The sequence below is a fragment of the Gordonia sputi NBRC 100414 genome (assembly GCF_000248055.1).
GTDB lineage: Bacteria > Actinomycetota > Actinomycetes > Mycobacteriales > Mycobacteriaceae > Gordonia > Gordonia sputi.
Genome location: NZ_BAFC01000062.1, coordinates 39,627 through 63,034, shown reverse-complemented (window position 1 = coordinate 63,034; position 23,408 = coordinate 39,627). Strand labels below are relative to the sequence as shown.

Here is a 23,408-nt window from a genome sequence, read left to right as displayed (position 1 = left end):
GACATCGATGTGACTCGTGAATCCTAAACCTGTGCGACGCTACCGTGGTGAGCCGCAACGACAATGTCTCATCCGCGAGCTCACGCTTGCCCGATTCTCGAAAGCGTCGTCGACTGTGGTTGGTGCCAATTGTTGGTGCCGCGTTAATGCTGACCGCGCAGATGTGCGCTCATTTTCTGCACTTTCCGGGCGTCGAATGGTTGGTGACGGTCGCCGCGGTGGTTGCAGTGTCCATCGCGCTCGCCGCGGGGCTCACTCACGAGGACCTGGGCCTCGGCCGTGCGGGCCTGCGCAGCGGCGGACGATACGCGTTGGTCATCGTCCTTGCGGTCGTTGTTGTGGTCGTTGTCGGCGTCGCCATTCCGCCGACACGCGAGCTGTTTCAGAACGACGCCTATCGCGACCTCGGACACGCGCTACTGGCTGCGTTCGTCGTGATTCCGTTCCAGACGGTGCTGCCCGAGGAGTTGTTCTTCCGGGGTGTGCTGTTCGGCTCGCTGCGTCGACTCACGACGCCCACCCGCGCCCTGCTGATCCAAGCCGTGCTCTTCGGCTGTTGGCATGTGGTCACGTCGCTCGGGCTCACCGCGGGCAACGCGGGCCTGTCAGACCTCTTCGGACAGACCGTGTTCTCACAGGTCATCGGTGTCGTGGTGGCTGTCGCCGTCACGGCAGCAGCGGGCGTGCTTCTCGGATGGCTCCGCGTGCGCAGCGACAGTCTGCTCGCTCCCATCGCCTTGCACTGGGCCGCCAATGGCATCGGTGCCGTCGGCGCCGCGCTGGCCTGGCGGTTCGGGGGATAGGCATGCGGAGGTCACTCGCGTGATCGCGGTTGGACGGCAAGATCGCGATGCCCTCGGGCCGTCGCGGCGGTGGCAGACACACATCGTGGGGCCTTGATGAAACAGCGATATTCAGTGCCGAAACTCGATCAACCTGGTTGGCATCACAAAGCCTCGACCGCCAGGACGACAAAACTGTCGCGAGCGTAGCCGGCGTTAGACGACTGATTCGTCCATGTGAGCTGGATCAGCATGTAAGGGTAATCTGTATTGATTGATTCCCTCAGATCGACTACGAGCCCGCGGTCATCAGCATCCTCGTAAATCGAGCACGGCTCGCAACCTCGACCGTACTGACACCGCTGCATCAATTCTCGAGGCAAACCATCGTCGCCTACGCTTTGATATCGGGTAACGACGACTTCGAATGGGGCGCGATCTGTATCAATTGCAAGCTGCCCATCCCAGTCCTTGGGCGAGCAAGTCCATTTGATGCAACTCGGATCGCGCGGCGACTCGATGGCCCGATTCTCTGGGCCGGGCCAGACCTCTACAACCGGCGGCACCCTGTAGCTAGGTTTCCCCGAAATCCACACCCGCGGAGCCGCTTTCGGTGGCGGGTCGACTTGTGAGTACAAGAATCGACTTGGTTGCCCGCTTGAAGCGGGAAGTTGGCCGGGGCAAACGTGATTCGAGTCTGACGCGTCACAGCCAGCCACCATGAGCACGAGCGTAGCTGATCCAAAGAACAACCCGGACGACGCCTAGCTTGATGCGCTCAGAGACGCGCGGGCACATTCCCGCTTCACGTCGATACTGGCTCGGGCTCGCCCGCAGTCAATCACGGTGCGCCAATTTCCACGACTTCGCCCATAACTCGAGTGGCCCCAGGCTGACCAGAAGCGCTGCGCCGTGCGTCGTCAACCGGTAGCCCGAGCGTCCTTTGGTGACGATCCTCGCGTCAACCAGCTCGTCGAGCCGCTGAGACATCGTCGTCGGAGACGCCTCGGGAATTCGGCGACGAAGGTCGGACAATCGCACCGACTCATTGGCTGTAAGCGGGCATGGGCTACATCGCCGGATACCACTGGCATGGCGAGATCGAAGGACGCACGCGTTCGGGACAGGCATACGTCGAATACTCGGACCGACGGGCAGGAGCGCGGCGATGACACCGAGGGGAACACTGACGGCTACGAGCCTGCTCCAGCGGATGGGCACCAATAAGACTGTGTCCCAGGTCATGCGGCGCTCGGTGCCGCTTGATCGTTCGATCGCCCGACTGACCGGCGGGCGGCTACACCTCGTACCCCGCGCACTTCTGCCCCAGCTGATCCTCACCACGACGGGACGTCGAAGCCGCCAGCCACGAACGACGCCTCTCATCTACATCGAGGACGGCAACGACTACATCGTCGTCGCATCGAACTTCGGCCAAAACCGCCGGCCCGCATGGTCATACAACCTCGAAGCAACACCAAGCGCGACCATCACCATTGGTAGCCAAACACAGTCGGTACACGCCCAGCGCCTGTCCGAGTCGGAGCGAACCGCTCTCTGGCCCAGGGCAATTGCGGTGTGGCCCGCCTACCGCGATTACGAACAGTGGGCGGACGAGCGCACGATCCACTTCTACCGGCTCGAGCCGACGTGACCCGCCGACCGATCATCGATGTCGGAGGCCAAGCAATGATCGTCACCTGCGCGGACGATATTTGCGCGTGTCGTCGAAGATCACTTCGAAGGTCCCCGCCTCCGCGGACTCGATGAAGTCGTCGATGCTGTCGGCCTGAACGGTGGTGTCCTCCCAATCACGATCGCCCGGGAACATCATGACGACAGGGCTTGCGTCGCCGACGCGAGTGTCCAACTGCAGTCGGCTCGAGCCACCGTCGCTGCCGATCATCGCAGCGCCGATGCGCGGTGACCACTCATAGAACGCGTTCGTCACGTCGGCAATATCGGCTGGAGTGAAGAGGTCGAAATATTCTGGGCCCTCGGCCTTATCGAGGACACTCGGGCCGGTGAGATATTCGACCCAACGCTGCGGAAGCTGAACATCAAGCGCTTCCTCGGCTGAGCGCACCTCGTCAAGCGAACTGCCCGGGCGGTAGGTGAACCGGCGAACCGCGTACACCGATGCCGCACCCACGCCTGTATCGCCGAGTGCGTCTGGCGCGGCGAGCTCGTTCGGCGGTAGATGGTAGATGTCGCAACAGATTCCCGGCTCGACGCCTGCCCGTCCTCGTGTGACGACGTCGGTGAAATCATCCCCGCTGACCATCGACGTCGCGTGCGCCACCGCCTCTGCCAGCGTTCCGCGCTCGGGCATGTCCGCCGGTCGTAGCGCCGCTAGCCAGATCACGGCGGACCCTGCTGCAGGATGCGGTTCTCGCGCATTGCTGGCGTGGTGATCTCGTAAATCAGCCATTCACCGTCGGCCTTTTTCAGAGTGAACTCGATGTCTTTCCCGTAGCTCTGCGAGGGCGTGCCAGTCGATGTCCCGTCGGTGCGCGTTTCGGCGTAGTCAGTGGTCAGCGTGGCAGTATCACCGGTGATCGTGAGGTCCCTTCTGTTGGTGTACTGCGCATTGAAGTGCACTGCGTCGAGTTGCTTGCGTCGTTCGGCGAACGCATCGTCCGATCCGCCGTAGTAAAAGCGCTCGGGGGCGTCCAGAGTAAGCGTCGCCAAGATGTCACGGCGCGAACCGTGCGATCTCGCGTGTTCGTAGCGATCCACCGCCGCGTATATCTGTGACTCTTGCGATGACATCGAGTTTCAAGAACCCTCTCTCTGTGATTCATTGGGCCGGTTGGGTTTTCACCCACAGTCGCGCGACAGACCGTGCGACACCCTGGTCGGGAAATCGACCTGAGACTCGCACTCGGTACAGCCCGGTGCGACTCCAGACAACGATTTCGTGGATCTCGTTGGTGTCGTCGAATCGGGTGATCAATTCGTAGCCTTCATCGCCGAGATTGTCGAGCGGCCGAACCGTCGACGACGTCGTCCTGCCGTCGGTCCGATCGCTAGGCTTCTGTGCCTGCTCCTCGAGCACCGGGAGGACACTGTCACTCAATTGACCCTTGTTCTTGAACGACAAAAGCGAGAATGCGTCGCTATGGGGAAACTGAACCAGGCACGAAACCTGTGTGGCCCCTTGTTGACGTGTGACGAGGGGTCGCGACTGGGCGCCCACGATGTTGCGTAGTTCGTCAGGTGAGGGGCACGGGAAGCCTTCGTCGTCGTCCCGAGCGCCCTTGGTGATCGCGTTCAAATCTGCGACAGCCTGGGCGAGAGATACCTCGATAGCCTGCTTCAAGGTGATTTCCGGGATCGGATCCAGACCCGTGTTCAGTGCGGGTCGCGGGCCGTCGGCTGCCTCACTGGGAAAGACGTAGATGGTCTCCGGCGAGTACGGCACGACAACGATCGGGATGAGGACCTGGGGATCCACGACGCTGTCAGGCCACGAGTCTGGCGGGCACGATTCAAAGAAGATGTCACGCAATTCGATGAGGTCAGCCCAGTCGGGACCACCGATGTCTTCACAGGACAACAGCGTGAAACGTCCGGTGAGCCCGACCCAACCGTTGGCCCTGCTGAGCAGTGCACGAGCGTCGGGGTCCAGACGTGCCCCAATCCGAGCTTCGGCAGCAGCGATTTGCGCGGGCGTTGCCGGCGGTCGTGGCCCGGACGGCTCAGCGCCCGGCAACGGGACCACAAGACCCTGCTCGACGAGTTGATGAGACACCTCGGCACACCGACTTACCAAGGTGTCCCAGCTATCTGAATCCGCCGCGTCGCTCATCATCGTCCTCCCATGGGTTGGGTACGGATACCGGTCTACCGTGTAACCACTGTGCCACTCGAAATGCCTTGGCACGCTTACCATGACAAATCGCAGCTAATCAGATGGCGATGAGATCACCTGCCCGTGAAAGGAAACACTAAGCGCACGGCCATCAACAAGCAGCCGAATGGATTCCGGTTCGTCGCAGACAAGTATCGGGATCTCCGTCAAATTGATCCGTGGACTCTGCCAACGCGCGTCCGGCAGACGCTCGTCGGATGTGATGACCAGCCCCGCTGCCCCTTCTCGTCGAGCAACGTCGTACTTCTGCTCAAAGCTACAGCCACCGCGGTGACCCACGACGAACTTGCCGAAAGTATTTGCGCGGCCTAGCTGACACCCGTCACCTGACGCTATCAGCGGCACTGAAACGCTATCGGTTCCGGCCGAGAACGGAAACGGCCTCAGAATTACCGGCGTACCGTCAACGGACGCATCGACCGCGGATGATATGTACGAAAACTTCGTCTTCTGCCCCGCTCCTGGCAGTGGAGAAAATGAGCCGTGTTCGGTCGACTCCCGGCTGAATTGAGCACCACGTCTAGCGAAGGAAGGTCCACTGAGAACGGCGGTACCGGCGATCCTGGCTGGGACTAATCGTCTCAAGTACTTTTCCGTAGATTCCTCAGTTGCCGCCTTAATCAACAGTTTCTCAAAGCGGGCTGGCACTTCAGAAGATCCGACGACGCGCCAATGGATCGCGTCGTGCTGGCTTGAGCACGTGTTTGTATAGAGGTGAGGTTCCACCATCTCGTATTCGTATATTTCAAAAGCTAGTTCTTCGACGTCGATGCGTTTCGCCGGATCGGCCGGATCGTAAACAATACCTAAGGCTCGGCGTGCATCCCGCATTAGATTCGATCGGAAGACAATTAGGATAAGCCCTTGCTCAACCCAGCAAGCCAGCAACGAGATGTCGTCGAAGAATTTGGACCCTTTGTCGGACGCCATACGCGTCACATGTTCTGCCAACGCACGGGGTTCGACTGTCATCGTGGCATCCTTCTGTTTCACCCTTCCGCACCTAGCTCGGCCGTCAGCTTGATCACGGCGGACCCTGCTGCAGGATGCGGTCATTGCGCAATGCCGGCGTGGTGGTCTCGTAGATCAGCCATTCGCCATCGACTCTTTTCAGCGTGAACTCGATATCTTGACCTGTAAGTGTCCTCGGCGTGCCCGTCGGCGACCCGTCACTACGTGTTTCGACGTAATCCGTGGTCAGCGTGGCGGTATCGCCAGTGATCGTGAGATCCCTTCTGTTGGTGTACTTCTCGCTGTACTGTGCCGCGTCGAGTTGCTTCCGCCGTTCGGCGAACGCCTCGTCCGATCCTCTAAGGAGTTCACGCTCGGGAGAGTCCGCGGTGAGCGTGGCCAAGATATCGCGCCGCGAGCCATGCGAGTTCGCGTGCTCGTAGCGATCTACCGCCGCGTTTACGTGTGACTCTTCCGCGGACGTGGACGTAGGCATCGAAGTCTCCTCATGTGTGCCGCACGCTGCAATCAGAAGAAGCAGAGTCATTGTGGTGACGACAACGACAGTCCGCGCCCTCCTCAGAGAACTCGGCTGACATCGAATGTGCATCGTTCAGTGCTTTCCTCGCGCTGTGGCAATTGGACCCAGTGGCGCGATAGTACGTGGGATGCTCAGCGCTCTTGGCAGCGCGATAGTGCGCGCGACGCTACCCATCCCCAGCCCGACCTCCCTCCACAACCAACACGCCAACCCGACATACGCGACACCGCGCTGCACTAATCTCAACCCATGCCAGGGGGAACCAGCGACACACGCAGCGACGAGCACCTGCTCAGCGCCCACATCAACGGCGACCTCCACGCCTTCTCCACCCTCATCCGACGCCACCAAGAACGCCTCTGGGCCGTCGCCTACCGCACCCTCAACAACCCCGACGATGCCGCCGACGCACTCCAAGACGCACTCTTCAACGCACACAGAATGGCACACTCGTACCGGGCTGACGCGCGAGTTTCCACCTGGCTGCATCGCATCGTCGTCAATGCATGTCTCGATCGGATACGACGAGATAAGTTGCGCCCCACAGTTTCTCTTCCTGACTTCGAGATTCCAGCACTGGCGGCGCGTGAAGATCGGTACGCGGCGGTCGATCTGTCGATGAGCATCGGCGACGCTCTGGCGCAGCTCCCGGAGGAGCAGAGGGCCGTCGTCGTCGCGCTCGACGTCGAAGGTCTCAGCATCGCCGAAACGGCGCAGCGGTTGGGTGTCGCTGAGGGAACGGTGAAGAGTCGTTCGTCGCGAGCGCGTCTCCGCTTGGCAAAGCTGCTCGGTCACCTCAAGGAAGACTCATGAACACGAGATTCGAGGGAACCGATCGGCTCCGGTCAACGTCGTATGTGGCAGTGGACGAGCCAGGCCGCCATGATGGCCACAACAGTCGGGGGAGCAGGACAGCGCAACGATGAACACGCCGTATCCCGAACCGCCCTATTCGGAGGATCTGCTCGCCGACCTCCACGCCGGCGCGCTACCCGACGACACCGCCGCATACATGCGCGAGCGGATCGTCAACGACCCCGCAGCCCAGAGTGTGTTGGCCGCACTCGACCGCACCAGCGAGTCGCTACGTTCTCTCTCGGAGGAGCCGAAACCCGTTCCGCCAGAGGTCGACTCGCGGATCGCCGCCACACTGTCCGCCATTCACAACGACTCACTGGCCCGCGACGCTGCGCAGCAGTCTTCAGTGGCCCCTGTAGACCTCTCCGAACGTCGACGACGTTCGTCGACCCGCGCACCACGAGTTGCAGCTCTCCTCGTCGGTGCCGCGGCTGCGATCGCGGTGCTTGTGGGAGTCGTGACAGTCGTCGCCACCAGGACCACGGACGAACCGGGCGCCGGTGTGCAGGCGCAGCCGTCGACCTCGGCGAACACGACACAACTCGACGCACCGCAGCTCGACGGCGTCGAGAAGGCCTCGGCGTTGTCCGTGCTCGGAAAGACCGGCCACGCGCCGTTCGAATCCGAGGCAGCGCTACGTCGGTGCACCGCGGCCAACGGCGTACCGGCGTCGACTCCGGTCCTCGGTTCCGGCGAGATCACGGTGGGAGGGTCGGAGCGGGTGGCAATTCTGCTCGGGACGGGGATGGCCGGTCGGTTCGACGCACTCGTCGTCGAGCAGGGCTGCGATACCGACAACCCGGCGACGGTGTCGCGCACCAGACTGGGTGGGTGAGCGCCACGGGATCAGCAGCGGGAACATCTGCCCTTAGGCTTGTGTTGAACGAGCCGACAACGCGCACCGGAGAATCAGCGGTACCGCGCGTCGCCACAAGCACGGAGGACGGATGAGCCAGACAGACAACCAGCAGATCCACGACCTGATCATCATCGGGTCCGGACCGGCCGGATACACCGCTGCCGTATACGCAGCCCGCGCCGAATTGGCACCGGTCGTCTTCGAGGGAACGCAGTTCGGTGGTGCGCTCATGACCACCACCGAGGTCGAGAACTACCCCGGCTTCCAGAACGGCATCCAGGGCCCCGCGCTCATGGACGAGATGCGCGAGCAGGCCATCCGGTTCGGGGCCGATCTCCGCATGGAAGACGTCGAGGCAGTCCGCCTGACCGGCACGATCAAAGAGGTCGACGCCGGCGGCGAGACGCATCGCGCCTATGCGGTCATCCTCGCGATGGGTGCCGCTGCCCGCTACCTCGAGATCACCGGTGAGCAGGAACTGCTGGGCAGGGGAGTCTCGGCGTGTGCCACGTGCGACGGCTTCTTCTTCAAGGACCAAGACATCGCGGTCATCGGTGGCGGCGATTCGGCGATGGAGGAGGCCACCTTCCTCACCAAGTTCGCCCGCAGCGTGAAGCTGATCCACCGCCGCGACGAGTTCCGGGCGTCGAAGATCATGCTCGAGCGCGCTCGCGCCAACGACAAGATCGAATTCGTGACGAATTCCGCCGTCACAGGTGTGCTGGGCAGCAACTCGGTGACGGGCCTCGAACTGACCGACACGCGGAACGGCGACAAGAAGAACATCGACGTCACAGGCATGTTCGTCGCCATCGGGCACGACCCGCGCAGTCAACTCGTCCGCGGTCAGATCGACCTCGACGACAAGGGCTACGTGAAGGTCTCCGGCCGCACCACCTACACGTCGGTTCCCGGCGTGTTCGCCGCAGGCGACCTCGTCGACCACACCTACCGACAGGCCATCACCGCCGCAGGCAGCGGCTGTTCGGCAGCGATCGACGCCGAGCGGTGGCTCGCCGATCAAGGCGACATCGAGCCGATGCCGATCGAAGGCGATGTGGTCGCAACGGTCGCACCCACCGTCTGACCTGCGGATTCACCTCTATTCACCACCCTGCACCACGTCCAGAGGAGGACACATCATGGGAGCAAACACCGTGGCCGTCACTGACGCCACTTTCAAAGATCAGGTACTCGAGTCCAGCGGACCGGTGCTCGTCGACTTCTGGGCGACCTGGTGCGGCCCGTGCCGCATGATCGCACCGGTCCTCGAGGAGATCGCACGCGACTACGGCGACAAGCTGACCGTCGCCAAGGTCGACGTCGATGAGAATCCCGGAGTCGCTCGTGACTACAAGATCATGTCGATCCCGACCATGATCCTGTTCCAGGACGGCAAGCCGACCAAGACCATAGTCGGCGTCAAGGGCAAGGCCGCGCTCCTGCGCGACCTCGACTCCGTCGTCGGGTCCAACGCCTGACCGACACCTCAGCAGTGACGTCGCTCACGTCTCTACGTGAGCCGACCAGGCCACCGTCGAACAGCTCACCTGGCATTCGACGGTGGCCTGTACTGCTAGTTTGGCATCACGAACTATCTGCCACGTGTCGTCTGCGGCAACCGGTAGCCTCGGGGACGCGGCACAGCGTGGATCGGTTCAACTGTGTGCATGAGTTTTGCTCATATGCCACGACCTGAGATAATTCACTTTGGTTCAATGTCGTCCGTGTCCCCTCACGGCGACATGTCCAATTGAGGAGATGAGATGCCAACGTTCCGACTGGGAGATCGTGGGTCGGCCGTAGCCGAGATTCGATCGATCCTCTCCGGACAGGGACTGCTCAGCTCCACTCCGGGCCGTCACGCGGCACCCGAGAGCGGCAAAACACCTAGCGCCGCAACACCTGGCGACATCGCACCCAGCGACACGCACGACGCGGAAGCGCCGCAGACCGGTGCGGTTATCCACAGCACCGAGGACGCCCTCTTCGACATCGACGTCGACCACGCAGTGCGCGCGTTCCAGCAGCAACGCGGACTGATCGTCGACGGCATCGTCGGCCAGGCGACGTATCGATCGCTGCGCGAGGCGTCGTATCAACTCGGCGCGCGAGTACTCCTGTACCGACTGTCGGCTCCCATGGTCGGAGACGACGTCGCCACACTCCAGAGCCGACTGCAGAACCTCGGCTACTACACCGGACTCGTCGACGGCGTCTTCGGCGAGAGCACCCACAACGCGGTATGCCTCTACCAGAGCGAGTACGGACTCTCCGCCGACGGCATCTGCGGTCCGGCGACGCTGCGCGCACTCGACCGGCTCGGTACCCGTGTGACCGGTGGGTCGCCCTACGCGATCCGCCAAGAAGAGCATGTTCGACGCTCCGGCCCCCAACTGTCCGGCAAGCGGATCGTCATCGATCCGGGAACTGCTGGGATGCACGCACTTTCGACCGGAGCGGTCGCCGAGTTGGAATCCCGCGTGCTGTGGGATCTCGCCGCTCGCCTCGAGGGCAGGATGGCCGCTGCAGGAATGGAAACCTTCCTGTCGCACGACGGTCGCGGCCACGCATCCGACGACGAGCGTGCTCGGGTGGCCAATCTCGTCGATGCCGACATGATGATCTCGCTACGATGCGGACACCACGAGACACCCGCTGCGAACGGCGTCGCGTCGTTCTACTTCGGTAACAACCGCGGGTCGTATTCGACCATCGGGCGCAACCTCGCAGACTTCATCCAACGTGAGATCGCCGCTCGCACACCGCTGACCGATTGCCGCGTCCACGAACGCACCTGGGACATCCTTCGGCTCACCAGGATGCCAGTTGTCCTCATCGACGTCGGTTACATCACCAACCCCGACGACGCCAAGGTGCTCGACGACCCGCACTATCGCAACGTGATCACCGAGGCCATCCTCGTCGCGGTCAAGCGCCTGTACCTGCTAGGCGAGAACGACCGCCCGACAGGGACCTACACGTTCGCAGATCTCCTTGCGGCCGAACGTATTTCCGGTTTCTGACCGGTAGCGGATCCAGTTACTTCTCGCGATCTCTGTCGCGGCTGGTTTCTGCGTGTCCGCGTGGGGTTGTTCGCGCGCCACTACGACTACCGGCCGGAACAGTGAGCCGCTCTCTGCCGACCAGATCGATCGCGGCCATCACGACGAGCTTCTCCAAGGCGCTCTCGACTCCGACCTTCCAGCCGAGTCCTTCGTCGAGCTCCAGGCGAAAGCGGGGGAACCTCACATGCGACGCAACCACGTCGAAGGCTGAATCCTTCAGGAGTCCGGCGTCGATCATGCATTGCCCACACAGATCCTGACCCGGGCCGTCGAGGATCTCGCGCGCGATCTCGACGACGGCCTCCTCCGACCACGTACTCAGGTCGCCGAAATCCGTTGTGTCAGAGCTCTTTCTGTCATCTGATGATTCTTCGTCACCGAGATACGCTGCGGGAGAGTCATACTCGCGCTCGAGTGCGTCGCGCGATGATCCGTGACGAGAACTGCCGTAGCGGGATCCACCGTGTCGGACGAAACCGAACGCTTCGACGGCACGGACGCCTCGTCGAATCAGATCGGTGACCACGGCATCGATAAGGAGGTCGCCCGCTTCCTCGAAACCCGGCTCGGTGCGCACAGAAGTGAGTAGCACCGCGTCGGCGCTCACCGGCGACGTCGGAAAGCTACGTGAGCGGGGGACGCGTCCGGGCGGAGCGTAGAGCGCCGCGCCAACGACAACGCCGGTCGACGAATCGATCGCGATCTGGCCGCAGGTTCCCCATTCGAGGAGGACCGACGAGATCCACGCCTCCTTGTCGAACTCGCTCTCGAAGTTCGTGAGACTCGCCGGTCCCGCCGGTGTCTCGGAGGACGACGCGGAGCCGCGCAGGGGAGAGGGATCGTCATCGGAAGCGGTGGACGCCGCGTTGGTGAACGACGGATCGACTTCCCAGAACACGCAACGACGGGTGTGCGGGGGCAATGACTCGAATGCTTCGAGATCGAGACTGGAAATCGTGAAGTTCATTGTGAATCCTCGCCTCGACGCATCGGTCGAGCGCCCACGAACGTGAAATCTGATGTCCTGCAGGGTGTTTCACTGTTCATGTGCTCGGTGTGCTGCTCGACTGTCACTGTGACGAAACTTTCGGATGCGGTGGGTCACGAATTTTCGCGGGTATCGGCGCCTCGGATCGTTGTTATCTCACCGAGTCGTCGATCGTTGCTACGTCTTCGGTTGGATCAACCCCACAATACGTTCGAGGTCGTCGACCGAGCCGAACTCGACGACGATCTTGCCCTTGCGCTTGCCGAGGCTGACGGTCACGCGGGTGTCGAGGCCGTCGGAGAGCCGCTCGGCGAGATCTTGGAGACCCGGCATCTGCATCTGTCGACGCTTCGGCGATGGGGTGGGGGTCGACGGTCCGTCGCCACGGTTGGCGAGAGTCACCGCTTCTTCGGTGGCTCGGACCGACAGTCCTTCGGCGACGATCCGCGCGGCGAGCGCTTCCTGCTGATCGCTTCCGGTCTCCAGTGACAACAGCGCGCGAGCGTGGCCGGCCGAGAGGACGCCAGCAGCGACGCGACGTTGCACGGGAATCGGGAGCTTCAGCAGGCGGATCATATTGGTGATCACCGGCCGCGAGCGTCCGAGACGGGTGGCCAGTTCCTCGTGGGTGACGTCGAACTCCTCAAGAAGCTGCTGATACGCGGCCGCTTCTTCCAGAGGGTTGAGCTGTGCGCGATGGATGTTTTCGAGGAGAGCGTCGCGCAGCATGTCGCCGTCGGGCGTCTCGCGAACGATCGATGGGATCGCCTCGAGTCCGGCTTCCTGACTCGCTCGCCAGCGCCGCTCGCCCATGACGATCTGGTAGAGCACGCCGTCGGGTGTCGGGGTGGAGAGCTTACGCACGACGATCGGCTGCATGAGCCCGAACTCTTTGATCGAGTGCACGAGTTCGGCCATCGCCTCTTCGTCGAAGACGCTGCGTGGCTGGTGCGGGTTCGGCTGGATGAGTGTGGGGGTCAGCTCGCGATAGACGGCCCCGACTTCGTCGACGGTGCCGACGGCAGACGCGTTTCCGTCAGTGCTCGACTGTGTCGCATCGGTCGGCGTCGTCGTGGAGCCCTGCGGACTTCCGTTCGTGGGGGAGGAGGGGGCGCCGTTCCCGCCCGAACTACCACCGGAGTTGCCCTTGCCGATCACCACATCGGCGGCAGCAGCGCCGAGTCGGGGAGCGCTCGACTCGTTCTCGGATGGTCCGGTCGGGATGAGGGCTGCCAGACCGCGGCCGAGTCCTCCGCGTCGTTGGGCGTCTCGTTGACTCACTGCTGTCCTCTCGAGAGGTCCGTGGTGGAGGAGAATTCGTCTTTCGCACGCATGGCGAGTTCGCGCGCGGCATCGAGGTAGCTCATTGCTCCACGTGAACCCGGGTCGTACTCGATGATCGTCATGCCGTAGCCGGGCGCCTCGGACACCTTCACGCTGCGGGGGATCACGGTGCCGAGGACCTTATCGCTGAAGTGGCGTCGTACTTCGTCGGCGACCTGGTCGGCGAGCTTGGTGCGGCCGTCGTACATCGTCAGCAGGATCGTCGAGACGTGGAGATTCGGGTTGAGGTGCGCTTGGACCAGCTCGATGTTGCGGAGGAGCTGACCGACGCCCTCGAGTGCGTAGTACTCGCACTGGATGGGGATGAGCACCTCTCGAGCGGCGACCATCGCGTTGACGGTCAGGAGACCCAGTGACGGTGGGCAGTCGATGAAGATGTAGTCGAAGCCGAACTCCGCGACCGACGCATCATTGAGCGCATTCCGGAGTCGGTTCTCTCGGGCAACCAGCGAGACCAGTTCAATCTCGGCGCCGGCCAGGTCGAGGGTCGCGGGTACGCAGTAGAGGTTCTCGTGGCTCGGACTCTGCTTGACCGCCTCTTTGAGCGTGACCTCGCCGAGGAGCAGCTCGTAGACCGACGCGATGTCGGGTGCGCGATGGTCGATGCCCAGAGCTGTGCTCGCGTTGCCCTGCGGGTCGAGGTCGACGACCAGGACGCGCAGCCCGTGCAGCGCGAGCCCCGAAGCGAGGTTCACGGCCGTGGTCGTCTTCCCGACGCCGCCTTTCTGGTTCGCCACCGTCATCACGCGCGTGTGCGGGGGGCGGGGTAACTGGCCAGCACCGCCAGGGGTCAGGACTTGACTGGCTCGGGCTGCGGCGGCGGCGATGGGAGTGTCGTCGAACTGCTCGGGCGTCGACGTGGCCGGCGGAATCGTTTCACGTGAAACATCCGGCTGTTGGTCGGTCACGCTGTGGCTCCTCTGCGATATTTCGTAAGCATCGTCGGCGTCCAAGATTGTTCCGCCCCTCTATCGTGCAGCACGCACGATCCCTCGCCCACACTCCGATGTCCTGTCCATTTTGCTCCCTCGAGCCGTCGCAAACCAACTGCAGACGTCAGCACGTCAGACCGGCGCATCCTCACCTCGTTCGACGACGTTTCGGCACACCGCGCCTGTCTCCGATCACCAAGGTCGTCGGCTGGTCGACAACAGACTCCCCGACAAATTCGACGCGGAGCCCGGCGATTCCGTTCCGTTCCGCGGCCTTTCGATCCCGTTCGATCTCCTCTGGCGCCGACGATCCCTTGAGCGCAACGAGTCGACCTCCATCGCGAATCAGGGGAGCGGACCATCGGCTGAGTCGATCTAGGGGAGCCAGCGCCCGGGAGGTCACGACGTCCGCCGGCTCGATCTCGGCGAGGACCGACTTCTCCTCTGCGCGCCCGCGGACAACACGTACGGGGAGACCAAGGGCGTCGACCGTCCGCACGAGGAAATCACTTCGACGCAGCAACGGCTCGATCAGCGTGATCGTGAGGTCGGGCCGCGCGATCGCGAGCGGGATCCTGGGCAGCCCGGCGCCACTACCGATATCGATGATCGTCTGCCCGTTGTCGATGACTTCTTGGATCACCGCGCAGTTCAGTATGTGGCGGTCCCAGAGTCTGGGGACTTCCTTCGGTCCCATGAGCCCGTGGTCGATTCCGTCGGTGGCCAGGATTCTGCAGTACTCCTGAGCTAGCGGGAGACGATCGCCGAAGATCGATGCCGCTGCCGGGGGAGGGGAGTCCGCCACAGCGGCGCGTTCCGCGGCGTCGTCGACAGCGGATCCATCACCATGCTCGCCATCGGACTCATCGTGTTTCACGTGAAACAGTGCCTTTCCCTCAGCGCGCCGTCGGCGTCATGTTTCACGTGAAACACCCGAACTACACGCATGTGATTCCTACCGGTGAAACAACAAAGTCCCGGCCGTAACCGGGACTTCGTTGCTTGTGATCTCCAGGCGCATCGACGCGGAGACCTGTTCAGTTCTTGATGACAACCACGCGGCGCTTCGGCTCCGCGCCCTCACTCTCGCTCATCACTCCGTCGACAGCAGCGACAGCGTCGTGCACGATCTTCCGCTCGAACGGAGTCATCGGATCGAGCTGTTCCCGCTCTCCCGACTCCAGCACACGCTCGGCGACCTCGCGGCCGAGTCGTGCGAGCCGTTCGCGGCGATCCGCACGCCACCGTGCGATGTCGAGCATCAGCCGGCTGCGATCGCCCGTCGCCTGCTGCACGGCAAGCCGGGTCAGTTCCTGAAGCGCATCCAGAACCTCGCCCTTACGGCCGACGAGCTTCGTCAGGTCGTCGCCTCCGTCGATGCTGACAATCGCGCGGTCACCGTCGACATCCAGATCGATATCGCCATCAAAGTCCAGCACGTCCAGCAGCTGCTCGAGGTAGTCGCCAGCGATCTCGCCTTCTTCGACGAGACGCTCCTCTTCGTCTTCCTCGTCAGCGTCGTCATCCGCGTCTTCGCTGTCAACGTCGTCCGCGTCAGCGGCCGCATCGTCGCGGGCCGCATCGGTGGCCTCGTCGTCGTTGACGTCAGACGTCGACTCGACGGTTGCCGTGTCGACGGCATCCTGGCCCGAGCCGGCCTCGAGAGTCTCGTCGTGTTTGGTCGACTCGGCGTCTGCGTGTGTTGCAGTCTCGGCTGTCATATCAGTTGCACCTCGCTGTGTGTTCATCGGTGATGTCTGTGTTGGGGGAGGGGAGAGTCTTTCGAAGAGTCGTGCCGCAGCGGCTCCGGGCTGTGTTTCTGCGCGGGCGTCATGTAGCCTCGCAACACCGCTATCCGGATCGGCGGCCGATCATCGTCGACCCTTCTTCCCACCCCTCTTGTTGCGCTGGTTGGATGATCCCTGCTTCTTCGGACCCGACCCCGAGTTGCCAGAACTCTTCGACGACGACGCTCCCGCGGGTTTGGCACCGGGCTTCGGTTTGCTTCCGACGACGTGCTGCGTCGACGACGAGCCGTCGTCGGATCCGCTGTCGGCTGTGGCGTCGACGTCTAGATCCTCGGCCGACTCAGCCGACGAATCAGCGCCATCGGCGTCCGACTTAGTGAGCGACGGGGAAGGGGACCCCGAGTTCTTACCCTTCTTCGGCCGGTCCGGCCGCGCACCCGGCTTGGGGGCATTCGCCTTGAGCTTTTCCTGCTTCGCTTGGCGCGCCGCCTCTTCTTCCTTCTCGATACGACCGAACACGATGTGCTGCTGCCCGTACGTCCAGATGTTGTTACTCATCCAGTACAGGAGGATCGCGACGGGGAAGAACGGACCGGTGACGAGGATGCCGAGCGGGAAGACGTACAGCGCCAGCATGTTCATCATGCGGGTCTGCGGGTTCTCGAGTGCGGCCTCGGGCTGACGCGCGACCGATGCGCGCGAGTTCATGTGCGTGGCGATCGACGCGATGATCATCATCGGGATGACCACGATGGCGATGTTCAGACGCGTGAAGTCGATCGGCTGACCCGGCTGCACAAAGGCCTGGAACTCGGAGACTGGCTCCGTGATGTACGACGACAGCGGCACACCGAAGAGGCGGGCGTCGAGAAAGTTCTGGACCTGTTCGGGGTTGAAAGCGTAGTTCCCGGTGTTACGCGTCTGCTCTGCGGTCATGTGCAACTGACCCATGCCGGTCGCCATGCGGTTGAACGAACGCAGCACGTGGAACAGACCGATGAACACGGGGATCTGCAGCAACATGGGCAGGCAGCCGAGCAGGGGATTGAACCCGTGCTCCTTCTGCAGCTTCTGCATCTCCTCGGTCATCTTGACCCGATCCTTGGCGTACTTCTTACGGATCGCCTGAAGCTGCGGGTTGATCTCCTGCATCTTCTTCGTCGTGCGGATCTGCTTCACGAAGGGCTTGTAGAGGATCGCGCGCAGGGTGAAGACGAGGAAGATCACCGAGAGTGCCCAGGCGATGCCGTTGCCGCCCGGGGTGTTCGGTGTGATGTGGTCGAACACCCAGTGCCAGACCCACATGATCCAGGAGACCGGCCAATAGATGAAGTTCAGCACGGGACAGTTACCCCTCACTCTTCGCGGAGACACCCACGCTGATCGTGGTGTCCTCCGTGATTACACGTCCGCGCACCGCCGGCCCGCCATCAGCGGAGCCGTCGTGCGTCGATGGAAACTCTTGGTCTTGCTGGTCCTCGGAACCCTGATCTTCGAGACCCTGATCGTCGGAACCCTGATCCGGTCGCGACATCCACGGCCAACGGAACGATTCCTCGGGAACGGGGTCGTAGCCGGGCTTGTGCCACGGACCGCATTTGAGCAGTCGGATCACCGACTGTGCACCGCCGTAGAAGAAGCCGTGGCGTGTCAGCGCCTCAACCGCGTAGCCCGAGCAGGTCGGTTCGAAACGACAGGTCGGCAAACGCAGCGGCGACACCCAGGTGCGGTACAACTCGATCAAGAAGATCACCACTCGACGTGGCAGCAGATGGCAGAACCGGATGAATGCCTGGGTCGACGACGCTGACATCACAACGCCCCGTCAGCAGATTTGGTCGAGAACGAGCGCGGAGCGTCGAGCAGCTCGGCTGCGAGTCGTCGAACTTTGGCGTGACGCAATGCCTTGCGAAGTTGGGCGGCCAACTCGACGCTCGACACCTCCGCAGCACTGGGAAGAGCGCGCACGACGACAGAGGTGTCGGTGGTCGGACACTCGTCCATGACTTCCGCGAACGCTGCCCTGATTCGGCGCGCCACGAGATGGCGGGTCACGGCATTGCCGACCGACTTACTGACGATCAACCCGAGCCAGGGTCCGCCCGACGTCGCGACGTCGATTCGACGACCCGTCTCGTCGGGCCAGCGCGTCGGCACGATAGATACCGTCAGCAGCAGATCACGCGACGATACCCGCACGCCCTTCTTGAGCGTGCGGGAGAAGTCGGATCGTGTGGAGATCCGATGGATTGACGCCATCACCGACCCAATCGCCACCGGAGTGTTCCGACGACGGGCGATACCGCCGCCGGGACTCGCGGTGTTGTGCAGATCAGGCCGAGAGCTTTGCGCGGCCCTTGCTGCGACGGGTGTTGACGATCGAACGACCCGCGCGGGTACGCATACGCAACCGGAAACCATGCACGCGTGCACGACGACGGTTGTTCGGCTGGAAAGTCCGCTTGCCCTTGGCCACGGCTGGTACTCCTTGTGTTCGTACGTGAGCACGCCGATTACACGCGCACCCACGATCTCCTGAGTGGTCTGCTTATCCAGGCGGCGGTGCCGGACTCGTGCCGGTTGGGTGACCCCGTTTCCGCCGAACGAACCGCATGCGGTCGAGCCTTCGAAAAACAGGAACGCCACCACGCAAATCCGCATACCTGGATGACCAGTCGAGACTACTGGACCCGGTGTACTCAAATCAAACGAGCGGATCCTCACCAACGTCGTGACCAGCGGTGACGAGTGCCATACCGTGCCCACGGCCTGCGTATGCGCCACCCTCGACGCCGTCCGGGACGCACTATTTGTGATCTGCCCGCGTGAATTCAAGCCTTACGTTGTCGGCTTCGCGGTGGTTCTGTTAGCGTCGTTCCCCAGTGACGGCGACCGAAACGCCACTCACATCTCCACGACGCGATCGCGGCGTCGGACCCATCCCGACTTGGTTGTACACAGCTGTGGATAAGTGTGTGGACAAGTCGGCTCCCGAACCGGCATCGTGGGTCCCCGATGGCTGATGCTGGTAATTTTCTCGGGGTGGGAAGGCCTGACCGTGACTTCTGATCGCGACTCGTTCGGCGAGGTCTGGCAACAGGTCGTCGCAGAGCTCAACGACGATTCCGCCGGCGGAGACCACGAACCTCTCACCCGGCAGCAAAAAGCCTGGCTCTCGCTGGTGCAGCCACTCACCCTCGCCGAGGGATTCGCGCTGCTCACCGTTCCGACGCCGCTGGTCCAGGAACAGATCGAGCGCACGCTTCGCGACACCATCCGCAGCGCGCTCTCACGTCACCTCGGGCAACCCGTCGACCTCGGTGTGCGGATCGCGACGCCCCCGCCGAGCACAGACACCCCCGCCGAGCAGCCATCCCAGGTCGGGGCTCCCCGCTCGTCGGCACCTGCCGGGGGAATCGGCCAAGCACCTATCTCCACATCGGGCGTCAACGTAAGTGACCTCGGCAACGGCCAATTCCCACTCGGCCAGCCTGCCCCGACAGACCACGCAGCCCCCGACTCACTGGGCACCGACTCATTCGGCGCACAGCAGTCCCCTCAACTGTCGACGCCCGCTACCAACGGAGCAGCGTCGGATTCACGAGGTGCTCCGACCAACTGGCCGTCGTACTTCGCAGAACGGCCGACCGCGGCACCCACACCCTCTGGCGCCAACCTCAACCCCAAGTACACCTTCGACACCTTCGTGATCGGAGCGTCGAATCGCTTCGCGCACGCGTCGGCCGTCGCCGTCGCCGAAGCCCCGGCGCGCGCGTACAACCCGCTGTTCATCTGGGGCGAGTCGGGGCTCGGCAAGACGCACCTGCTCCACGCCGCCGGCCACTATGCCCAACGGCTCTTCCCGGGAATGCGCGTCAAGTACGTCTCCACCGAGGAATTCACCAACGACTTCATCAACTCGCTGCGTGATGACCGTCGAGTCGCGTTCAAGCGCCGCTACCGCGACGTCGACGTGCTGCTCGTCGACGACATCCAGTTCCTCATCGGCAAAGAAGGTATCCAGGAAGAGTTCTTCCACACCTTCAACACGCTGCACAATTCGAGCAAGCAGATCGTCATTTCCTCCGACCGACCGCCGAAACAGCTTGCGACACTTGAAGATCGGCTCCGCACACGATTCGAGTGGGGCCTGATCACCGACGTTCAGCCACCCGACCTCGAGACCCGCATCGCCATTCTGCGCAAGAAGGCGCAGATGGACAGCATCGCTGTTCCCGACGACGTCCTCGAACTGATCGCGTCGAAGATCGAGCGCAACATCCGCGAGCTGGAGGGTGCGCTGATCCGCGTCACCGCGTTCGCCTCCCTGAACAACACCGACCTCGACAAGTCGCTCGCCGAGGTGGTTCTTCAAGCGCTGCTACCGAATTCGGGCACGCTGGAGGTCAGCGCGGCGTCGATCCTCGCGATCACCGCGGAGTACTTCGACATCTCGGTCGACGAACTGCGGGGGCCCGGCAAGACCAGGGCCATCGCGCAGGCGCGTCAGATCTCCATGTACCTGTGCCGAGAGCTCACCGACCTCTCACTGCCGAAGATCGGCGAAACCTTCGACCGTGACCACACCACGGTCATGTACGCCGAACGCAAGATCCGCAAGGAGATGGCCGAGCGTCGCAAGGTCTACGACCACGTCCAGGAGCTCACCGCGCGCATCAAACAGCGCGCTGTCGGCTGACCGGATCCTTCTGAACTCCTCGAGTCCCTCCGCTCCAACACGGTTGCGGAGGGAGTTGTCATTTCCGGGGCCGAAACGACAAGTCTCAACCCCAACCCAAGGGTCTCCGACGATCAGATCGAGTGGATTTTCATGTCATCTCGACGTCGCCGTCGACCGTTCCAGTGTCTCAAAGAGGCTGTGGATCGACTGTGAGTAAGGGAGGTGTTGATGTGTACAGAACGTGGACGATGCTCGAACAGAATTCGTCATGTGCACAACTCGACCAACCCACCCAGGATCCGTACACGTTCGATCCACAACCCTGTCGGTGCTCTGACATGGGATCCGTCGTGTTGTCCACAGTTTGCACAGCGCCTATGACTGTTATGGATCCCTCTCTTAAAAGAACTTCTTTTAAGAAGCCGTTGTGCACACCTTGCTCGAGCGGCGTCGTCGAGTCATCTGGATCTGACTCGCACAAACGCCCGGCGCGGCGTGGCGACTTGACCCCAACGACTCCCCGTCACGCGATCGCGCTCTAGAGTGGGAACTCCTGGCGAATACCGAGAGAAGGGCAACCACCGAGCATGAAGTTCCGTGTCGCGCGTGACGAGTTCGCCGATGCCGTCGCCTGGGTAGCGCGCAGTTTGCCGTCTCGCCCGCCCGTTCCCGTGCTCGGTTGTGTGGTCCTCCTGGCCGACGACGCCGGGCTGACCGTCTCCGGCTTCGACTACGAGGTCTCGGCACAGCAGAAGATCGGCGCCGAAGTCGCAGAACCCGGGCAGGTGCTGGTGTCCGGCCGTCTGCTGGCCGACATCACCAAAGCTCTTCCGAACAAGCCGGTCGACGTCTCGCTCGACGGATCCCGCGTCGCCATCACCTGCGGCAGCGCGAAGTTCTCGCTGCCGACCATGCCCGTCGAGGACTACCCACAGCTTCCCGACGTCCCGGCCGTGACCGGACTGATCCCGGCGCAGGTGTTCGCCGAGGCCATCTCCCAGGTCGCCGTCGCCGCCGGCCGTGATGACACACTCCCGATGCTCACCGGCGTGCGCGTCGAGATCGACGGCAAGACCGTCGTCCTGGCGGCCACCGATCGCTTCCGCCTCGCGGTACGCGAATTGGAGTGGGAGCCAGCCGATTCCGGCGCTTCGGGTGCCGTTCTCGTGCCGGCGAAGACGTTGTCCGAGAGCGCGCGGACCGCGAGCTCCGACTCCGGCGACGTGAAGCTGGCATTCGGCAGCGGTTCAGCACTCGGTGGCGAGGGGATCCTGGGCATCGTCGGCGAGACCAAGCAGACGACGACCCGTCTCCTCGACGCCGAGTTCCCGAAGTTCCGCCAGCTGTTGCCCGCGAGCCACACCGCCATCGCCACCATTGAGAGTGCACCTCTGATCGAGGCCATCAAGCGTGTAGCGCTCGTCGCCGAGCGCGGCGCGCAGGTGCGCATGGAATTCCGCGACGGATCCGTTCTGCTCACGGCAGGCGGCGACGAAGCAGGCCGCGCCGAAGAAGAGCTGCCCGTGCAGTTCTACGGCGAGCCGCTGACCATCGCCTTCAATCCGACCTACCTGCAGGACGGACTCTCGGCGATCGGCGTCGCAACCGTCGACTTCGGATTCACGACGCCGAGCCGTCCCGCGGTGCTGCGCCCGTCGACCGGCGACGAACCCATCGCCGACGAATCCGGAGCGTTCGTCGCACCCGACAGCGTTTTCACCTACCTGCTGATGCCGGTTCGCCTGCCCGGATAGCGGCTCAGGCGCCGAGTCCGAGTAACGAAACATCAAGGCAGCACTGATCTTTCACGCACACGCGAAGGGGAAGCCATGCAGCTCGGACTGATCGGCCTCGGCAAGATGGGTGCCAACATGCGCACCCGTATCGAGCGCGGCGGCCACAAGGTCGTTGGGTACGACCCGCGCCCGGAGGTCTCCGACGTCGCGTCGATGGCCGATATGGTGGCAGCGCTCGACGCACCTCGCGCGGTGTGGATCATGGTGCCTTCCGGCGAACCCACTCAGCAGTGCGTCGCAGAACTCGCAGGCCTGCTGGAGCCGGGCGACGTCGTCGTCGATGGTGGTAACTCGCGGTACACCGACGATGAGCCCCACGCAAAAACCCTGGGCGACAAGGGAATCGGTTACCTGGACTGCGGAGTCTCCGGCGGCGTGTGGGGCTTGGAGAACGGATACGGCCTGATGGTCGGTGGATCCGACGCCGACGTCGAGCGGCTTATGCCGATCTTCGACGCACTGCGGCCGCCCGGTGAGCGAGCCGACGGATTCGTTCACGCCGGACCCGTCGGCGCCGGCCACTACGCCAAGATGGTGCACAACGGCATCGAGTACGGCCTGATGCATGCCTACGGCGAGGGTTACGCACTGCTCAACGCCGAGCCGCTCATCGTCGATGTCGAGGGCACGATGCAGGCCTGGACACAGGGCACGGTGATCCGGTCGTGGCTCCTCGACCTGTTGGTCCGAGCCCTGCAGGAAGATCCTGGCCTCACCGAAATCTCCGACTACACACAGGATTCCGGTGAAGGTCGATGGACCGTCGAGGAAGCGATTCGCCACGCCGTGCCCGCCAACGTCATCTCTGCGGCGTTGTTCGCACGCTTCGCGTCGCGGGAGAAGGGCGGTTCGCCCGCGCTCAAGGCAGTGTCGGCGCTGCGTAACCAGTTCGGCGGACACTCCATGCAGAACACCGCGGGCAAGAACGTCGGCGAGACGGGAACGCCGGTTCAGAATCCGTCGAATACCGCTCCGCCCAACTGATT

Annotated in this window: 24 protein-coding genes and 1 pseudogene; 10 read left to right on the top strand and 15 right to left on the bottom strand. The window is 63.0% G+C overall.

The genetic code is table 11. From position 1 onward, the window contains the following. The first annotated feature begins 146 nt into the window (after positions 1–146). On the top strand, positions 147–803 hold the full coding sequence (locus GOSPT_RS10690; RefSeq protein WP_005205941.1) for a CPBP family intramembrane glutamic endopeptidase: 657 nt from the start codon (positions 147–149) through the stop codon (positions 801–803). 816 nt (positions 804–1,619) lie between these two features. Here the strand turns inward: GOSPT_RS10690 and GOSPT_RS24550 are convergent. Next, positions 1,620–1,913: a winged helix-turn-helix transcriptional regulator gene (locus GOSPT_RS24550; RefSeq protein WP_141630866.1), complete on the bottom strand. Its 294-nt coding sequence runs from the start codon at positions 1,911–1,913 to the stop codon at positions 1,620–1,622. Between the two features lie 37 nt (positions 1,914–1,950). Here GOSPT_RS24550 and GOSPT_RS10675 point away from each other — a divergent pair, with 37 nt between their 5' ends. Continuing rightward, positions 1,951–2,436: a nitroreductase family deazaflavin-dependent oxidoreductase gene (locus GOSPT_RS10675; RefSeq protein ID WP_005205939.1), complete on the top strand. Its 486-nt coding sequence runs from the start codon at positions 1,951–1,953 to the stop codon at positions 2,434–2,436. Between the two features lie 42 nt (positions 2,437–2,478). On the opposite strand, the gene GOSPT_RS10670 is transcribed toward GOSPT_RS10675, so the two are convergent. The 5 genes from GOSPT_RS10670 to GOSPT_RS10650 all read right to left on the bottom strand — a co-directional run bounded on the left by GOSPT_RS10670 (position 2,479) and on the right by GOSPT_RS10650 (position 6,217). Continuing rightward, positions 2,479–3,114, bottom strand: a complete 636-nt coding sequence (locus tag GOSPT_RS10670) for an SMI1/KNR4 family protein (RefSeq protein ID WP_051993836.1) — start codon at positions 3,112–3,114, stop codon at positions 2,479–2,481. 29 nt (positions 3,115–3,143) lie between these two features. Then, positions 3,144–3,521, bottom strand: a complete 378-nt coding sequence (locus tag GOSPT_RS10665) for a hypothetical protein (protein ID WP_039855586.1) — start codon at positions 3,519–3,521, stop codon at positions 3,144–3,146. Positions 3,522–3,582: 61 nt separating this feature from the next. Further along, positions 3,583–4,536 carry an SMI1/KNR4 family protein gene (locus GOSPT_RS10660; RefSeq protein WP_231894771.1) on the bottom strand — a complete coding sequence of 318 codons (954 nt, stop codon included), beginning with the start codon at positions 4,534–4,536 and terminating at the stop codon, positions 3,583–3,585. A 153-nt stretch (positions 4,537–4,689) separates the two neighbouring features. Continuing rightward, a complete protein-coding gene (locus GOSPT_RS10655) occupies positions 4,690–5,649 on the bottom strand; it encodes a PA domain-containing protein (RefSeq protein WP_168431316.1) in 960 nt (319 codons plus the stop codon). Between the two features lie 31 nt (positions 5,650–5,680). Continuing rightward, positions 5,681–6,217: an Rv0361 family membrane protein gene (locus GOSPT_RS10650; protein WP_442902985.1), complete on the bottom strand. Its 537-nt coding sequence runs from the start codon at positions 6,215–6,217 to the stop codon at positions 5,681–5,683. A 180-nt stretch (positions 6,218–6,397) separates the two neighbouring features. On the opposite strand from GOSPT_RS10650, the gene sigM reads away from it, so the two are divergent. The 5 genes from sigM (at position 6,398) to GOSPT_RS10625 (ending at position 10,891) form a co-directional block, all read left to right on the top strand. Continuing rightward, positions 6,398–6,961, top strand: coding sequence for an RNA polymerase sigma factor SigM (gene sigM, locus GOSPT_RS10645; protein ID WP_005205930.1), 564 nt, complete (start codon positions 6,398–6,400; stop codon positions 6,959–6,961). A gap of 109 nt (positions 6,962–7,070) precedes the next feature. After that, positions 7,071–7,841 (top strand): anti-sigma factor family protein, encoded by a 771-nt coding sequence (locus GOSPT_RS10640; RefSeq protein WP_005205928.1) that lies wholly within the window; start codon positions 7,071–7,073, stop codon positions 7,839–7,841. Positions 7,842–7,953: 112 nt separating this feature from the next. Next, the gene (gene trxB, locus GOSPT_RS10635) at positions 7,954–8,952 is read left to right on the top strand and encodes a thioredoxin-disulfide reductase (protein ID WP_005205926.1); all 999 of its coding nucleotides are present in this window, start codon (positions 7,954–7,956) and stop codon (positions 8,950–8,952) included. Positions 8,953–9,007: 55 nt separating this feature from the next. Next, positions 9,008–9,346, top strand: a complete 339-nt coding sequence (gene trxA / locus GOSPT_RS10630; protein WP_005205925.1) for a thioredoxin — start codon at positions 9,008–9,010, stop codon at positions 9,344–9,346. Positions 9,347–9,631: 285 nt separating this feature from the next. Next, positions 9,632–10,891, top strand: coding sequence for an N-acetylmuramoyl-L-alanine amidase (locus GOSPT_RS10625; protein ID WP_005205924.1), 1,260 nt, complete (start codon positions 9,632–9,634; stop codon positions 10,889–10,891). A gap of 16 nt (positions 10,892–10,907) precedes the next feature. Here the strand turns inward: GOSPT_RS10625 and GOSPT_RS10620 are convergent, their stop codons facing one another. From GOSPT_RS10620 to rpmH, 9 genes are all read right to left on the bottom strand, one after another. Continuing rightward, complete coding sequence (locus GOSPT_RS10620) at positions 10,908–11,900, bottom strand: hypothetical protein (protein ID WP_005205923.1); 993 nt, start codon at positions 11,898–11,900, stop codon at positions 10,908–10,910. 198 nt (positions 11,901–12,098) lie between these two features. Beyond that, on the bottom strand, positions 12,099–13,202 hold the full coding sequence (locus GOSPT_RS10615; protein ID WP_005205922.1) for a ParB/RepB/Spo0J family partition protein: 1,104 nt from the start codon (positions 13,200–13,202) through the stop codon (positions 12,099–12,101). Continuing rightward, positions 13,199–14,173: a ParA family protein gene (locus GOSPT_RS10610; protein ID WP_005205920.1), complete on the bottom strand. Its 975-nt coding sequence runs from the start codon at positions 14,171–14,173 to the stop codon at positions 13,199–13,201. Before GOSPT_RS10610 ends, GOSPT_RS10615 begins: the two co-directional genes overlap by 4 nt. A 172-nt stretch (positions 14,174–14,345) precedes the next feature. After that, positions 14,346–15,074, bottom strand: a complete 729-nt coding sequence (rsmG, locus tag GOSPT_RS10605; RefSeq protein WP_005205913.1) for a 16S rRNA (guanine(527)-N(7))-methyltransferase RsmG — start codon at positions 15,072–15,074, stop codon at positions 14,346–14,348. A 160-nt stretch (positions 15,075–15,234) separates the two neighbouring features. Continuing rightward, on the bottom strand, positions 15,235–15,918 hold the full coding sequence (locus GOSPT_RS10600) for a Jag family protein (RefSeq protein WP_005205911.1): 684 nt from the start codon (positions 15,916–15,918) through the stop codon (positions 15,235–15,237). 150 nt (positions 15,919–16,068) lie between these two features. Then, complete coding sequence (gene yidC / locus GOSPT_RS10595) at positions 16,069–17,286, bottom strand: membrane protein insertase YidC (RefSeq protein WP_005205909.1); 1,218 nt, start codon at positions 17,284–17,286, stop codon at positions 16,069–16,071. A gap of 7 nt (positions 17,287–17,293) precedes the next feature. Next, on the bottom strand, positions 17,294–17,758 hold the full coding sequence (yidD, locus tag GOSPT_RS10590; RefSeq protein WP_005205907.1) for a membrane protein insertion efficiency factor YidD: 465 nt from the start codon (positions 17,756–17,758) through the stop codon (positions 17,294–17,296). Beyond that, on the bottom strand, positions 17,758–18,204 hold the full coding sequence (gene rnpA, locus GOSPT_RS10585; RefSeq protein ID WP_005205905.1) for a ribonuclease P protein component: 447 nt from the start codon (positions 18,202–18,204) through the stop codon (positions 17,758–17,760). The genes yidD and rnpA overlap by 1 nt, the downstream gene beginning before the upstream one ends. Positions 18,205–18,277: 73 nt before the next feature. After that, the gene (gene rpmH / locus GOSPT_RS10580; protein ID WP_005205903.1) at positions 18,278–18,421 is read right to left on the bottom strand and encodes a 50S ribosomal protein L34; all 144 of its coding nucleotides are present in this window, start codon (positions 18,419–18,421) and stop codon (positions 18,278–18,280) included. Positions 18,422–19,003: 582 nt separating this feature from the next. On the opposite strand from rpmH, the gene dnaA reads away from it, so the two are divergent. The 3 genes and pseudogenes from dnaA to gnd all read left to right on the top strand — a co-directional run. Further along, positions 19,004–20,644 carry a chromosomal replication initiator protein DnaA gene (gene dnaA, locus GOSPT_RS10575; protein ID WP_005205900.1) on the top strand — a complete coding sequence of 547 codons (1,641 nt, stop codon included), beginning with the start codon at positions 19,004–19,006 and terminating at the stop codon, positions 20,642–20,644. 569 nt (positions 20,645–21,213) lie between these two features. Beyond that, positions 21,214–22,380 carry a DNA polymerase III subunit beta gene (gene dnaN, locus GOSPT_RS10570; protein WP_005205899.1) on the top strand — a complete coding sequence of 389 codons (1,167 nt, stop codon included), beginning with the start codon at positions 21,214–21,216 and terminating at the stop codon, positions 22,378–22,380. Positions 22,381–22,431: 51 nt separating this feature from the next. Next, a pseudogene (gene gnd, locus GOSPT_RS10565) lies at positions 22,432–23,406 on the top strand (phosphogluconate dehydrogenase (NAD(+)-dependent, decarboxylating)); the annotation flags it as partial. Between the last annotated feature and the right edge of the window lie 2 nt (positions 23,407–23,408).

Excerpts from the sequence above, each read along its gene's own strand:
- dnaN (WP_005205899.1), top strand. The coding sequence starts at position 21,214 with ATGAAGTTCCGTGTCGCGCGTGACGAGTTCGCCGATGCCGTCGCCTGG.
- GOSPT_RS10600 (WP_005205911.1), bottom strand. The coding sequence starts at position 15,918 with ATGACAGCCGAGACTGCAACACACGCAGACGCCGAGTCGACCAAACAC.
- GOSPT_RS10620 (WP_005205923.1), bottom strand. The coding sequence starts at position 11,900 with ATGAACTTCACGATTTCCAGTCTCGATCTCGAAGCATTCGAGTCATTG.
- trxA (WP_005205925.1), top strand. The coding sequence starts at position 9,008 with ATGGGAGCAAACACCGTGGCCGTCACTGACGCCACTTTCAAAGATCAG.
- GOSPT_RS10675 (WP_005205939.1), top strand. The coding sequence starts at position 1,951 with ATGACACCGAGGGGAACACTGACGGCTACGAGCCTGCTCCAGCGGATG.
- GOSPT_RS10640 (WP_005205928.1), top strand. The coding sequence starts at position 7,071 with ATGAACACGCCGTATCCCGAACCGCCCTATTCGGAGGATCTGCTCGCC.
- GOSPT_RS10690 (WP_005205941.1), top strand. The coding sequence starts at position 147 with ATGCTGACCGCGCAGATGTGCGCTCATTTTCTGCACTTTCCGGGCGTC.
- rnpA (WP_005205905.1), bottom strand. The coding sequence starts at position 18,204 with ATGGCGTCAATCCATCGGATCTCCACACGATCCGACTTCTCCCGCACG.
- yidD (WP_005205907.1), bottom strand. The coding sequence starts at position 17,758 with ATGTCAGCGTCGTCGACCCAGGCATTCATCCGGTTCTGCCATCTGCTG.
- trxB (WP_005205926.1), top strand. The coding sequence starts at position 7,954 with ATGAGCCAGACAGACAACCAGCAGATCCACGACCTGATCATCATCGGG.
- GOSPT_RS10625 (WP_005205924.1), top strand. The coding sequence starts at position 9,632 with ATGCCAACGTTCCGACTGGGAGATCGTGGGTCGGCCGTAGCCGAGATT.
- sigM (WP_005205930.1), top strand. The coding sequence starts at position 6,398 with ATGCCAGGGGGAACCAGCGACACACGCAGCGACGAGCACCTGCTCAGC.
- GOSPT_RS10670 (WP_051993836.1), bottom strand. The coding sequence starts at position 3,114 with ATGCCCGAGCGCGGAACGCTGGCAGAGGCGGTGGCGCACGCGACGTCG.
- GOSPT_RS10650 (WP_442902985.1), bottom strand. The coding sequence starts at position 6,217 with ATGCACATTCGATGTCAGCCGAGTTCTCTGAGGAGGGCGCGGACTGTC.
- GOSPT_RS24550 (WP_141630866.1), bottom strand. The coding sequence starts at position 1,913 with ATGCCTGTCCCGAACGCGTGCGTCCTTCGATCTCGCCATGCCAGTGGT.